The organism is Isoptericola sp. NPDC056578 (genome assembly GCF_042793275.1).
Taxonomy (GTDB): domain Bacteria; phylum Actinomycetota; class Actinomycetes; order Actinomycetales; family Cellulomonadaceae; genus Isoptericola.
The window spans coordinates 40,937-53,133 of record NZ_JBHTVC010000019.1; the positions used below are offsets into that span (position 1 = coordinate 40,937).

12 protein-coding genes are annotated in these 12,197 nt (G+C 75.2%); 7 read left to right on the top strand and 5 right to left on the bottom strand.

From position 1 onward, the window contains the following. The first annotated feature begins 53 nt into the window (after window positions 1–53). Both ACFQ80_RS09825 and ACFQ80_RS09830 read left to right on the top strand, forming a co-directional pair. Window positions 54–1,034 carry an acetylxylan esterase gene (locus ACFQ80_RS09825; protein ID WP_430563513.1) on the top strand — a complete coding sequence of 327 codons (981 nt, stop codon included), beginning with the start codon at window positions 54–56 and terminating at the stop codon, window positions 1,032–1,034. Next, the gene (locus ACFQ80_RS09830; protein ID WP_430563514.1) at window positions 1,031–2,221 is read left to right on the top strand and encodes an MFS transporter; all 1,191 of its coding nucleotides are present in this window, start codon (window positions 1,031–1,033) and stop codon (window positions 2,219–2,221) included. Before ACFQ80_RS09825 ends, ACFQ80_RS09830 begins: the two co-directional genes overlap by 4 nt. A 33-nt stretch (window positions 2,222–2,254) precedes the next feature. Here the strand turns inward: ACFQ80_RS09830 and ACFQ80_RS09835 are convergent, their stop codons facing one another. Beyond that, the gene (locus tag ACFQ80_RS09835) at window positions 2,255–3,196 is read right to left on the bottom strand and encodes a DUF1254 domain-containing protein (RefSeq protein ID WP_430563515.1); all 942 of its coding nucleotides are present in this window, start codon (window positions 3,194–3,196) and stop codon (window positions 2,255–2,257) included. Window positions 3,197–3,410: 214 nt separating this feature from the next. On the opposite strand from ACFQ80_RS09835, the gene ACFQ80_RS09840 reads away from it, so the two are divergent. From ACFQ80_RS09840 to ACFQ80_RS09860, 5 genes are all read left to right on the top strand, one after another. Continuing rightward, the gene (locus ACFQ80_RS09840; RefSeq protein ID WP_430563516.1) at window positions 3,411–4,400 is read left to right on the top strand and encodes an NADP-dependent oxidoreductase; all 990 of its coding nucleotides are present in this window, start codon (window positions 3,411–3,413) and stop codon (window positions 4,398–4,400) included. 58 nt (window positions 4,401–4,458) lie between these two features. Then, window positions 4,459–5,109, top strand: a complete 651-nt coding sequence (catA, locus tag ACFQ80_RS09845; protein WP_430563517.1) for a type A chloramphenicol O-acetyltransferase — start codon at window positions 4,459–4,461, stop codon at window positions 5,107–5,109. A 128-nt stretch (window positions 5,110–5,237) separates the two neighbouring features. Beyond that, window positions 5,238–7,910 (top strand): phosphoenolpyruvate carboxylase, encoded by a 2,673-nt coding sequence (locus ACFQ80_RS09850; RefSeq protein ID WP_430563536.1) that lies wholly within the window; start codon window positions 5,238–5,240, stop codon window positions 7,908–7,910. A 92-nt stretch (window positions 7,911–8,002) separates the two neighbouring features. Next, the gene (locus ACFQ80_RS09855) at window positions 8,003–9,178 is read left to right on the top strand and encodes a macrolide family glycosyltransferase (protein ID WP_430563518.1); all 1,176 of its coding nucleotides are present in this window, start codon (window positions 8,003–8,005) and stop codon (window positions 9,176–9,178) included. 21 nt (window positions 9,179–9,199) lie between these two features. Then, window positions 9,200–9,889, top strand: coding sequence for a VOC family protein (locus ACFQ80_RS09860; protein WP_430563519.1), 690 nt, complete (start codon window positions 9,200–9,202; stop codon window positions 9,887–9,889). Here ACFQ80_RS09860 and ACFQ80_RS09865 read toward each other — a convergent pair whose 3' ends face one another. The 4 genes from ACFQ80_RS09865 to ACFQ80_RS09880 are packed head-to-tail and all read right to left on the bottom strand — an operon-like array spanning window position 9,890 to window position 12,194. Beyond that, the gene (locus ACFQ80_RS09865) at window positions 9,890–10,864 is read right to left on the bottom strand and encodes a 5'-3' exonuclease H3TH domain-containing protein (RefSeq protein WP_430563537.1); all 975 of its coding nucleotides are present in this window, start codon (window positions 10,862–10,864) and stop codon (window positions 9,890–9,892) included. Window positions 10,865–10,909: 45 nt separating this feature from the next. Further along, entirely contained in the window at window positions 10,910–11,302 is a 393-nt protein-coding gene (locus ACFQ80_RS09870) for a fluoride efflux transporter FluC (protein WP_430549061.1), read from the bottom strand. After that, window positions 11,299–11,745, bottom strand: a complete 447-nt coding sequence (locus ACFQ80_RS09875; RefSeq protein WP_430563520.1) for a fluoride efflux transporter FluC — start codon at window positions 11,743–11,745, stop codon at window positions 11,299–11,301. The genes ACFQ80_RS09870 and ACFQ80_RS09875 overlap by 4 nt, the downstream gene beginning before the upstream one ends. Continuing rightward, window positions 11,742–12,194, bottom strand: a complete 453-nt coding sequence (locus ACFQ80_RS09880; RefSeq protein ID WP_430549059.1) for a universal stress protein — start codon at window positions 12,192–12,194, stop codon at window positions 11,742–11,744. Before ACFQ80_RS09880 ends, ACFQ80_RS09875 begins: the two co-directional genes overlap by 4 nt. Window positions 12,195–12,197 lie beyond the last annotated feature (3 nt).

Genomic DNA, 12,197 nt, shown 5'->3' on the forward strand with positions numbered 1-12,197 from the left:
CCGCCCGACCCGCACCACCACGACCCGCACCACCACGACCCAGGAGCACCCGCATGGCCTTCTTCGACAAGCCCCTCGACGACCTGCGTGCCTACCGCCCGGAGCCCGAGGAGCCCGCGGACTTCGACGCGTTCTGGAAGCAGACGCTCGATACCGCGGCGGCCGCCGCCACCGCGCCGGAGCAGGTGCCGTTCGACGCCGGGCTCGCCACCGTCGAGGTGCGCGACGTGACGTTCTCCGGCTGGGCGGGCCAGCCGGTCAAGGCGTGGCTGCTGCTCCCGCGCGAGCGCTCCGGGCCGCTGCCCGCCGTCGTGCAGTACATCGGGTACAACGGCGGGCGCGGCGTCCCGTGGGAGTGGCTCACGTGGTCCGCGGCCGGGTACGCGCACCTGGTCATGGACAACCGGGGCCAGGGGGGCGGCGGCAAGACGACCGCCGACACCGCGGACGTCGCGCCCGAGGGGCACGGGTCGTCGTCGCCCGGCTTCCTCACCCGCGGCATCGAGGACCCGGCCAAGCACTTCTACCGGCGCCTCATCACCGACGCCGTGCGCGCCGTCGACGCCGTCAAGGCGCTGCCCGAACTCGACCCCACCCGGGTCGCGGTGCTCGGCGGCAGCCAGGGGGGCGGGCTCGCGCTCGCCGTCGCCGGCCTGCGCGACGACCTCGCCGGGGTGATCGCCGACGTCCCCTTCCTCAGCCACTACCGGCGGGCGTCGCAGATCACCGACGAGGGCCCGTACTCCGAGATCGCCCGCTACCTCAAGGGGCACCGGTTCGAGGTCGAGGACGTGATGCGCACGCTCTCGTACTTCGACGCCACCAACTTCGCCGCGCGCGCCCGCTGCCCCGGCTGGTTCTCCGTCGCGCTCATGGACAAGATCTGCCCGCCGTCCACCGTGTTCGCGGCCTACCACCGCTACGGCGGCCCGGCGGAGATCGAGGTCTTCCCGTACAACGGGCACGAGGGCGGGGCGGCGTACGACATGCCGCGCAAGCTCGCGGCGCTCGCGGGGGTGCTCGGCCCGCGGTGACACCTCCCCGGGGCGCGATGCTCGCCCTGTACGGCAACACGTTCGTCATGGCGACGGGCTTCTACGTGCTCGTGCCGCTGCTCGCCGTGCACCTGGCCGACGGGCTGGGTTTCGGCCTGGCCCTCGTCGGGCTGCTCGCCGGGATCCGCGCCGGTGCGCAGCAGGGGCTCCAGCTCCCGGCCGGGATCCTCGCGGACCGGTGGGGCGTGCGCCGCACCATCGTGGCGGGCGTGCTCGTGCGGGCCGCCGGCTTCGGCGCGCTGGCCCTCGCGACGACGCCGCTCGCGGTGGGCGCCGCGGGGGTCGCCGTCGGCCTCGGGGGCGCCCTCTTCCATCCCGCGTCGTACGCCGCGTACGCGCGGCTCGGCGGCGCCCGGCCCGACGTCTTCGCCCGGCGCGAGGCGTTGAGCAACGCGGGGTTCGTCGTCGGGCCGCTGCTCGGCGGGCTGCTCGTGGCCACCGGGTTCGACGTCGTGTGCTGGGTCGCGGCGGGGCTCTTCCTCGCCGCCGCGCCGCTCACCTGGTTCGGGCTCGGGCGGGCCGCCGAGCCCGACGCCGCCCCTGCCGGTACCGGCGAGCCCGGGGTGCCCGCCGACGCCGCCCCCGCGCCGGCCACCGGCGGGATGCGCCGCGAGGCGCGGCGCGCGCTCGTCGCGCTGTGCCTGCTCAACGCCGCCGCGTGGGCGGTCTTCACGCAGCTCCAGCTCGTCGTGCCGCTGCGGCTGGACGCCGTGCTCGGCAGCAGCGTCGGGGTCGGCGCGGTCTACGCGGCGGCGGCCGTCCTCGTCCTGGTCCTCACCGTGCCTGTCACGCGATGGCTGCAGGCGCGGCTGCGGCTGCCCCTGGTGCTCGCGCTCGGGGTCGCGACGATGGGGACGGGCATCGCCGTGCTCGGCGGCGGCCCGGGCGTCGCGTCGCTCGTCGCGGGGATGGTCGTGTTCACGCTCGGGCAGATGGTGTTCCAGCCCGCGATGAGCGCGGTCGTCGCCGCGGGCGCGCCCGCCGCGTCCGTCGCCACCCGGTTCGGCGTCAACGGCCTGGCGCTCGCCGTGGGCGGCGTCGTCGGGTCGTCCGTCGTGGGCGCGCTGCTCGCCGGGCCGCTCTCCCACGGCGGCTGGGCGTGGGCGGGGTTCGCGCTCGCCGGCGCCGCCGTCGCCGTCGGCTACGGCCGGGTCCGGGTCGGCTGAGCGGCCGACCCGGACCGCGGGCCTCGGCGGGAGTCAGGCGGGCACGACGGGCGGGACCGTCCAGGTGGCGAGCTCGTCGAGCCGCGGTCGGTACAGGCGGACGGTGAAGTTCCACCCCTCGGGCAGCGGGATGCGGTGGGGCGTGTCGTCGGGCCAGTCGCCGAGGTGGATCGTGACACGGCCGTCCGGGTCCGGCGTCGCGAAGACGGAGTTCACGTTGGTCAGGCCGCTCGGGCCGGGCTCGAAGTAGCCGTCGGCGTTGTAGACGCTGAGGGACCAGAACGCGTCGGCGGGGACGTCGTCGAACGTGATCGTGTACCGGCCCACCGGGAGCCGCGGCTCGACGTTCAGGTACGACGCCTCGGCGTCGGGCAGGCCGCCCCACCCGAGCGCCGTGCCGACGAGGTGCCGCACCGGGTCGACGTCCTCCGCCCGGCCGAAGCAGTGCTCGAGGCCGCCCATCGTGCGGCCGAGGGTGAGCAGGGCCCCGCGCACCTCCTGGTGGCTGGCCGGGTCGTACTCGGGGCGCACGAACTCGCGCTGCTCGGCGGTGGCGAGGGCGAGGCCGTCCTGGAGGCGGTGCACCTCCTCGACGTCGGCGGGGCTCGTCGGGTCGAAGAGCGTCCGCGCCGCCACGACCACGTAGTCCGTGCCGAACTCGTCACGGGAGAGGACGGACGAGCCGGCCTCGCGGACGACCCGGTTGATGTAGTGGTCCTGGTTGATCACCATCACCGACAGGTACCGGTCGCCGACCTCGGGCACCGTCAGCGTCGCGTCTCCCGCGCCCAGGTCGACGACCGCCACCGAGTACAGCGTGTCCCGGTTCTGCCGGATCACCGGCTGCTCGTCGAGCGGGGCCAGGGCGCGGTCGTGGTGGAAGGTGCCGAGGCCGCCCACCATCGGCAGCATCCTCGCGATCATCGTGTCCGTCTCCGCGCGGGCGAAGTTGTCGATGCTGACCTGGACGGCCATGGCCGTACCTCCTCGGGGGTGCGGGCGACGTCCCGCGGGGAGCTGCGGGACGTGGGGTGCGTCACGACGGCCGGGCCCCGCCGCAGGTGGCGCTGCCCGGTCGCGGTGTCACGCTATGGGGGCGCGGCCCGCGGCGCGCGCCGGACGCCGGGGGCGGTCGCCCGGTGGCGAGGGCCGGGCCACCGACGGAGGGGGACGAAGGATGCAGGGGTACGTGCTGAGGCGCTACGGCCACCCGGGCGTGATGGAGCTGCGCGAGGTGCCGCGCCCGGTCGCAGGGCCTGGCGAGGTGCTGGTCCGGGTGCGCGCCGCGGGTCTGAACCCGATCGACTTCAAGACGCGCGACGGCGGCCTGCGGGTCATCACCCGGCTCCGCCTGCCCCTGGTGGCGGGCAGCGAGCTGGCCGGTGAGGTGGCGGCCGTCGGCCCCGGGGTGACGCGGTTCGCGGTGGGGAACCGGGTGCACGCCCGGGTCGACAAGCGGCGCCTCGGTGCCTTCGCCCCGTACGCCGCCGTGCACGAGAGCCTGGTGGCGGCGATGCCCGCGTCGCTCGGGTTCGTCGAGGCCGCGTCGCTGCCCCTCGCGGGGCTGACCGCGTTGCAGGCCCTGCGCGACGAGCTGAAGGTGGCGCCCGGCGACCGGGTGCTCGTCACCGGCGGGGCGGGCGGCGTCGGCACCCTCGCGATCCAGCTCGCGGTATGGCTCGGCGCCGAGGTGACGACGACGGCGTCCGCCCGCGGCGCGGCCCTCGTGCGCTCGCTCGGCGCCGCACGGGTGGTGGACTACCGCGCCGAGCGGTTCGCCGACGTCCTGCACGACTACGACGGCGTGCTCGACCTCACCGGCGGGCAGGACCTCACCGACGCCTTCACCATCCTGCGGCCGGGCCGCACGGTCGTCTCGGTCGCCGGCCTCCCGGACGCGACGACGGCGCGCGTCGACCTGGACGCCGGACCCCTCAAGGCGGCCCTCCTGTGGGCGGCCAGCACCGCGATCCGCCGCCGGGCCCGGCACGCGGGCGTGCGCTACCGCTATCTCTTCATGCACCCGAGCGGTGCGGACCTCGCCACCCTGGCCGACCTGGTCGACGGCGGCCACGTGCGCCCCGTCGTCGACCGGACCTTCCCGTTCGCCGACATCGCCCGCGCGTTCGCCTACCTGGAGCGCGGGCGCGCCAAGGGCAAGGTCGTCGTCGAGCTGTAGGCCGGGCGCCCGCGAAAAGCCCTGCGCCGCAGGGCGGCCCCGCTGAGACGCTGGGCGCATGGAGACCCCCGCGCCGATCGACCTGGACACCTGGCCGCGCCGACAGCACTTCGAGCACTACCGGGCGTCGCCGTGCACGTACGCGATGACGGTGGAGCTGGACGTGACGGCGTTCGCGGCGGCGCTGCGCGCGTCGTCGCGCCGGACGTACCTCGCTCAGGTGTGGGCGCTGGCGACGGTCGTGAACCGGCACGACGAGTTCCGCCTGGTCCTCACGGACGACGGCGCGCCCGCGGTCTGGCCGACGGTGCACCCGGCGTTCACGGTGTTCCACGTGGAACGGGAGACGTTCTCGTGCGTCTGGGCGCCCTACGACGCCGACTTCGGCGCGTTCCACGACGCGGCGGCTGCGGTGCTGGCCGAGCACGGGGACTCGACGGAGCTCTTCCCGCAGGGCGCCCCGCCGCCGAACGCGTTCGACGTGTCCAGCCTGCCGTGGGCGTCGTTCACCGGCTTCACCCTGAACATCCGGGACGCCTGGAACCACCTTGCACCGATCGTCACCCTGGGCCGGTACGTCGAGCGGGACGGCCGGCTGCTGCTGCCCGTCGCGGTGCAGGTCCACCATGCGGCCGCCGACGGCTTCCACACGGCGCGCCTGGTGAACGAGCTGCAGGACCTCCTCGGCGACCCGTCGTGGGTGGGCTGAGCCACACTCCAGGGGGTCACCTGCCGGACGGCCGGGCGCCCGGTCGGCGAGACGGCTTACCCTCTAGTCCCGTGAGCGAGAACCTGGGATCCACCGGCTCGATCGAACGCGTGGTGGCGCGCCACGAGATGCCCGACCCGCTGCGGGACGACATCCGCCTCCTGGGCGGGCTGCTCGGTTCCGTGCTGAAGGAGGCGGGCGGGCAGAGCCTGCTCGACGACGTCGAGCGTCTCCGCGGCCTGACCATCCGCGCCTACGGGGCGGACGACGGCGGCGCGACGCTGGCGGAGGCGGCCGAGGTCGTGGCCGGCTTCACGCCGGAGCGCGCCGAGCAGGTGGCGCGTGCCTTCACCTGCTACTTCCACCTGGCGAACCTCGCGGAGGAGTACCACCGGGTCCGCGTGCTGCGGGCGCGGGAGTCGGACGCCGCATCGGGCGTCGTCATCGAGGACTCCCTGCCGCAGGCGTTCACCCAGCTCGCGGAGGAGGTCGGCCGCGACGAGGCGCTGCGGCGCCTGGGCGAGATCGAGTTCCGCCCCGTGCTGACCGCGCACCCCACCGAGGCCCGCCGCCGCGCCGTCTCGGGCGCCGTCCGCCGCATCTCCGCGCTGGTCGCGGACCGCGACACGATGCGCCCCGGCGGCACCACGCTCGCCGAGAACGAGCGCCGCCTGCTCGCCGAGATCGACACCATGTGGCGCACGTCGCCGATCCGCGCCCACAAGCCGTCCGTGCTGGACGAGGTGAAGACCGCGATGGGCGTCTTCGACGCCACGATGTTCTCCACCTTCCCCGAGGTGTACCGCCGCCTCGACGACTGGCTGCTCGACGGCGAGGCCGGCAGCGTCCCGCCCGTCGCCCGCCCGTTCGTCCACCTCGGTTCCTGGATCGGCGGCGACCGCGACGGCAACCCGAACGTCACCGCCGAGGTCACCCGCCAGGCCGCGACCCTCGCCGCCGAGCACGCGCTCGGCGCGCTCGAGAAGGCGGCGGTCGAGACGGGGCGCAAGCTCACGCTCGACGAGGAGGGCACGCCGGCGTCGGCCGAGCTCAGGTCGCTGTGGCAGCGGATGCGGCAGCTCTCCGACGAGCTCGTCACCCGCGCGGCCGCCGACTCGCCCAACGAGCCGCACCGGGCCGCCGTCCTCGCGATCGCCGGTCGGGTCGCCGCGACCCGCCGCCGCGACGCCGACCTCGGGTACCGGGAGCCGGAGGAGCTCGTCGCCGACCTGGAGGTCGTGCAGCGCTCGCTCGTCGAGGCCGGCGCCCCGCGCGCCGCGTACGGCGACCTGCAGAAGCTCGTGTGGCAGGTGCAGACCTTCGGGTTCCACCTCGCCGAGCTGGAGGTGCGCCAGCACTCGCAGGTGCACGCCGCCGCCCTCGCCGAGATCGACGAGAAGGGCATCCACGGCGACCTCTCCGAGCGCACGGTCGAGGTGCTCGACACCTACCGCGCCCTCGGCGCCGTGCAGAAGCGGTTCGGCATCCGCGCCGCGCGCCGCTACATCGTGTCCTTCACCCAGGCGCCCGAGCACCTGGCCGCCGTCTACCGGCTCGCCGCGCTCGCGTTCGAGGGCTCCGACGACGCCCCCGTCGTCGACGCCGTCCCGCTGTTCGAGACCTTCGACGACCTGGAGAACTCGGTCGACATCCTCGAGGCGATGCTGGAGTTCCCCGAGGTGCAGCGTCGCCTCGCGGAGAACGGCCGCCGCGTCGAGGTCATGCTCGGCTACTCCGACTCGTCGAAGGACGTCGGCCCGGTCGCCGCGACCCTCGCCCTGCACAAGGCGCAGTCGCGGATCGCCGAGTGGGCCCAGCGCCACGACATCACGCTCACCCAGTTCCACGGCCGCGGCGGCTCGCTCGGCCGCGGCGGCGGCCCCGCCAACCGCGCGGTGCTCGCGCAGCCGCCGCACTCGGTGGACGGCCGGTTCAAGCTCACGGAGCAGGGCGAGGTCATCCTCGCCCGCTACGGCGACCCGACCATCGCCGCGCGCCACATCGAGCAGGTCGCCGCGGCGACGCTGCTCGCCTCGGCGCCGACGGCGGAGAAGCGCAACGCCGACGCCCGGGAGCGGTTCGCGCCCCTGGCGGCCACCCTCGACGAGACGTCGCGCGCCGCGTTCCACGGCCTCGTGAAGTCCGAGGGCTTCCCGCAGTGGTTCTCGCAGGTCACGCCGCTGGAGGAGGTCGGCCTGCTGCCGATCGGCTCCCGTCCCGCCAAGCGCGGCCTGTCGGTCAACTCGCTCGACGACCTGCGCGCCATCCCGTGGGTGTTCTCCTGGTCGCAGGCGCGCATCAACCTCGCGGGCTGGTTCGGCCTCGGCACCGCGCTGCGCTCGGCCGGCGAACAGCCGGGCGGGCTGGAGGAGCTCCAGGCCGCGTACCGCGAGTGGCCCCTGTTCACCACGCTGCTCGACACCGTGGAGATGGGCCTCGCCAAGACGCAGGAGGACATCGCCGCGCAGTACCTGGGCCTCGGCGACCGCGACGACCTCGCGGAGCTCGTGCTCGGCGAGCTGCGGCTCACCCGCGAGTGGGTGCTGCGCGTCACCGGCAACGAGTGGCCGCTCGCCAACCGCCGTGTCCTCGGCCGCGCGGTGCAGCTGCGCTCGCCGTACGTCGACGCGCTGTCGCTGCTCCAGGTCCGCGCCCTGCGCGCGCTGCGCAGCCAGGGCGTCAGCGAGGGCCTCACGGTGGACGACGGCGAGTGGGTGGACGGCGGCCACAAGGACCGCTGGCAGCACCTCCTGCTGCTCACCGTGAACGGCGTCTCCGCCGGTCTGCAGAACACGGGCTGACCGACCGAGACGTCGGGAAATGCGCTGGCACGGCGGCCCCGCGCCCGGTCACGATGGGCAGCACGCCCCCACCGACCTGGAGTGATTCCTGCATGTCTCGCCGCCCTGCCCACATCGCGATGGTCGGTGTCCCCGCCGTCAGCCACGTCCTCCCGAGCCTGGAGGTCATCCGCGAGCTGGTGGCGCGCGGGCACCGGGTGACGTACGCGAACGACGCCCCGGTGGCCGACCTCGTCGTGGCCACGGGCGCGGAGCTGGTGCCCGTCACGTCCACGCTGCCGGTCGCCGACAACGACTGGCCCGAGGACGCCATCGGCGCGATGGAGACGTTCCTCGACGACCAGATTCAGGTGCTGCCGCAGCTGCGCGCCTTCTACGACGACGACCCGGCCGACCTCTACCTGTACGACATCGGCGGGTACTCGGCGCGGGCGCTCGGCGAGTCCCAGGGGCGGCCCGTGATCCAGGTGTCGCCGACGTTCGTCGCGTGGGACGGCTACGCCGAGGAGGTCGCGGCGCCGCTGTGGCAGCTTCCCGGCGCGGACGCGTACCGGGAGAAGCTCGCCCGCTGGCTCGCGACGAACGGGGCCACCACCACCGACGTCGATGCCTTCCCGGGCGCGCCCGGCACGGTGCTCGCGACGATCCCGAAGGCGATGCAGCCGCAGGCGGACCGGGTCGACACCGGCGTGGTCACGTTCGTCGGACCGTGCTTCGACATCCGCGACGACGGCGCCGGGTGGAGCCGGCCGGCGGGCGCGGAGAAGGTGCTGCTGGTCTCCCTCGGCTCCGCCTACACGCGGCAGCCGGAGTTCTACCGCCGGTGCCTCGTGGCCTTCGGCGACCTGCCCGGCTGGCACGTCGTGCTGCAGGTGGGGAAGCACGTGGACCCGGCCGACCTCGGCGAGCTCCCGCCGCACGTCGAGGTCCACGCCTGGGTGCCGCAGCGGGCGATCCTGGAGCAGGCCGACGCCTTCGTCACCCATGCCGGGATGGGCGGCAGCAGCGAGGGGCTGCTCGCCGGTGTGCCGATGATCGCGGTGCCGCAGGCGGTCGACCAGTTCATGAACGCGGACCGGCTGGTCGAGCTCGGTGTCGCTCGCCGGCTGAGCTCCGCCGACTCGACCGCCGACGAGCTGCGCGCCGCCCTGCTCGAGCTCACCTCCGACCCCGAGGTCGCGCGCCGCTCGGCCGCGCTGCAGGCGGACGCACGGGCCGAGGGCGGCACCCGGCGGGCCGCCGACCTCGTCGAGTCCGCGCTGGGCTGAGGCGCGGCTACGCTGCCGGTCATGAGCCTGGTGACGTTCAAGGACCTGTGCGTCGACGCCGTGGACGCGGCCACGCTGGGGGAGTTCTGGGCCGGCACCCTGGGGCTGCGGGCGGAGGCGCTGGACAACGGTGACGTCGTCCTGCGCGACCCGGGCCCCGACCCCGTGCCGGCGCGGACGATCTGGGTCAACACCGTGCCGGAGGGGAAGACGGTGAAGCACCGCGTGCACCCTGACGTGCGGGCCCGGTCGCTCGACGAGCTCCCCGACCAGCCGCGCCTGACCGAGGCCGGTCGGTACCACTACACGACGCTGGCCGACCCCGAGGGCGGCGAGCTCTGCGTCTTCACGGACGACGAGGTGCCGGACTACCGGCTCAAGGACGTCGTCGTCGACTGCGCGGACTACCGGAGGGTCGCGGCGTTCTGGCACGAGCTGCTGGGCGGCACGCTCACGCAGGACGACGACATGGACTACGCCTACCTCGACGAGGGCGCCGGCGTCCCGTTCGAGTCGTTCGACTTCGTCCCTGTGCCCGAGCCCAAGACGGTCAAGAACCGCTGGCACTGGGACGTCACGCTGGACGACGGGGTCACCCTCGACGACCTCGTCGCCCGCGGCGCGCGCGTGCTGCGCGCGCAGGACGACGAGATCGGCTGGACCGTCATGGCCGACCCCGAGGGCAACGAGTTCTGCGTCTTCCAGCCCTGATCAGGCGCGGGCGGCGAGGGCCGTGAGCACGCGGTCCACGCTGGACCGGATGCCCCAGCGCTCGGCGAGCGCGTCGAGCGCCTCGGGGTCCTTCGGCGCACGCGGCAGGGCGTCGTCGACCTCGCCGACGGGGGCGTCGTGCGCGACCTGCACCACCGTGGGGGCGACGTCGAGGTAGGCCGCGGCGTCGAGCAGCTTCTGCCGCTGCGTGGGCGTGAGGCCCTTCGCGCCGTGCTCCGCGGCGGCGCGCAGGCCGGCCAGGTCGCCGAACGCGGCGAGCAGCTTGGCGGCCGTCTTCTCCCCGATGCCGGGCACGCCGGGCAGGCCGTCGGACGGGTCGCCGCGCAGCGTCGCCATGTCGGCGTACGCCTGCCCGCTCGGCACGCCGTACTTCTCGGCGAGCCTCGCCTGGTCGACGACGTCGGGGTCGCGCACGCCCCGCGCCGGGTACAGCACGCGCACGCCGGCCGCGTCGTCGACGAGCTGGAACAGGTCGCGGTCGCCGGTGACGATGTCGACGCTGGCGGGCATCACCATCCCGACGGCGCCCGCCACGGGAAGCGCGGTCGCGGCGCTGCGGGCCACCTCGCGGGTGACCAGGGTGCCGATGACGTCGTCGGCCTCGAAGCCCGGCGCGCCCACGCGGGCGATGCCGAGCGCGGCCAGCACGTCGACGATCACGGGGACCTGCGGGGTGAGCGCGTCGGGCACCTCCTCGACGTCCGGCTCGCCGGCGGGCGTGACCGCGGCGACCCGGTGCTCCTTGTAGGACCCGATCGCGTCGACGCGGAACGCCGGCCGCCAGTCCTCGTCCCAGCACGCCACGAGCCGGTCCGGCCCGTGCTCCGTGACGAGGAACGCGATCATGTCGAGCAGGCCGCGCACCGCGTTGACGGGCTTGCCGTCGGGGGAGCGCAGCGAGTCGGGCAGGCCGTAGAAGGCACGGAAGTACAGGCTCGCGGAGTCCAGCAGCATGAGGCTCACCGGGTCAGCGTGCCACAGGCCCCCGACCGCGACGCCTCAGAGCAGGAGGCCGAGGCCGATGCCGACGACGACGGCGGCGAGCGTGAGCGCCATGGTGCCGAGCGCGTTGGCCACGGCCAGCCGACGCCGGCCGGAGCGGGCGAGGCGGACGGTCTCGACCATCGCCGTCGAGAAGGTGGTGTAGCCGCCGCAGAACCCGGTCGCGACGCCGAGGCGCCAGGGTTCGAGGTGCTCCGGGTCGCCGGCGCCGAGCAGCACGCCGGTGACCAGTCCGATGAGCAGCGAGCCGGACACGTTCACCACCACCGTGGCCCACGGGAACGCGGCACCGGGGGTCCGGGCTCGCACCGCGCCGTCGACGACGAACCGGGCGGCGGCGCCCAGCCCGCCCGCCACGGCGACGAGCAGCAGGGTCACGGCGGCGCTCATCGCGAGCTCCGACCCGAGCGCCGGCCCGAGCCGAGCAGCACGCCGCCGAGGCAGGCGAGGTACCCGAGCACGAGCGTGCCGCCCGCGTACGCGAACCCCTGGGCGACGTCGCCGGCGGCGAGCAGCCGCTCCGTCTCGAGCGCGAGCGACGAGAACGTCGTGAACCCGCCCAGCACGCCGGTGCCCACGGCCAGGCGGACCCGCTGCACGCCGGGCGTCTCCGGCCCGCGGGCGGCGAGGGACTCCAGCAGCCAGCCCAGCACGAAGGCGCCGAGCACGTTGGCGGCGAAGGTCGCGACCGGCCACCCGTCGACGGCGGGCCACGCCTGCGACAGACCGAACCGGGCCGCGGTGCCGACGGCGCCTCCGGCCGCGACCAGCGCGACCAGCCCGGGCCGCCGGTGCGCGGGCCTGGTGCGGGCGGGCGGGCTGCCCGCCGTCACGACGCGTCGCCCGCGTGCTGGTCGGGCAGCACGACCACCGGCCGCGGCTGGTCGTGGACGAGGTGCCCCGCGACGGTGCCGCCGACCAGGTGCGTGGCCCAGCCGCGCACGCCGGGCCGCCGGGCGCCCACGACGATCAGGACGGCGTCGTGGGCGGCCGCGAGCCGGGCCAGCTCGGCAGCGGGGTCGCCGGCGGTGCGCTCGAGCCGCCAGCGCACGGGGCTGTCGGCCAGCGCGGCGGCGACGGCGGCGCTCAGCTCGCCGTCGTCGGCGGGGGAGCCGGCGTCGGGGTCCACCGGCACGACGGCGCCGGACGGCTGGCGCACCGACGCCTCGTCCACGGCCACGCACACCAGCTCCGTGCCGAGCGCGGCCGCCAGGTCGGCGGCGCGCCGGGGCACGCTCGGATGGTGGTCGTGGGGCACCCCCACCAGCACCGGACCGGTCATGGC

Coding starts and splice junctions, on each gene's coding strand:
- ACFQ80_RS09825 (WP_430563513.1), top strand. CDS start 54: ATGGCCTTCTTCGACAAGCCCCTCGACGACCTGCGTGCCTACCGCCCG.
- ACFQ80_RS09835 (WP_430563515.1), bottom strand. CDS start 3,196: ATGGCCGTCCAGGTCAGCATCGACAACTTCGCCCGCGCGGAGACGGAC.
- catA (WP_430563517.1), top strand. CDS start 4,459: ATGGAGACCCCCGCGCCGATCGACCTGGACACCTGGCCGCGCCGACAG.
- ACFQ80_RS09850 (WP_430563536.1), top strand. CDS start 5,238: ATGCCCGACCCGCTGCGGGACGACATCCGCCTCCTGGGCGGGCTGCTC.
- ACFQ80_RS09855 (WP_430563518.1), top strand. CDS start 8,003: ATGTCTCGCCGCCCTGCCCACATCGCGATGGTCGGTGTCCCCGCCGTC.
- ACFQ80_RS09860 (WP_430563519.1), top strand. CDS start 9,200: ATGAGCCTGGTGACGTTCAAGGACCTGTGCGTCGACGCCGTGGACGCG.
- ACFQ80_RS09865 (WP_430563537.1), bottom strand. CDS start 10,864: ATGCTGCTGGACTCCGCGAGCCTGTACTTCCGTGCCTTCTACGGCCTG.
- ACFQ80_RS09870 (WP_430549061.1), bottom strand. CDS start 11,302: ATGAGCGCCGCCGTGACCCTGCTGCTCGTCGCCGTGGCGGGCGGGCTG.
- ACFQ80_RS09880 (WP_430549059.1), bottom strand. CDS start 12,194: ATGACCGGTCCGGTGCTGGTGGGGGTGCCCCACGACCACCATCCGAGC.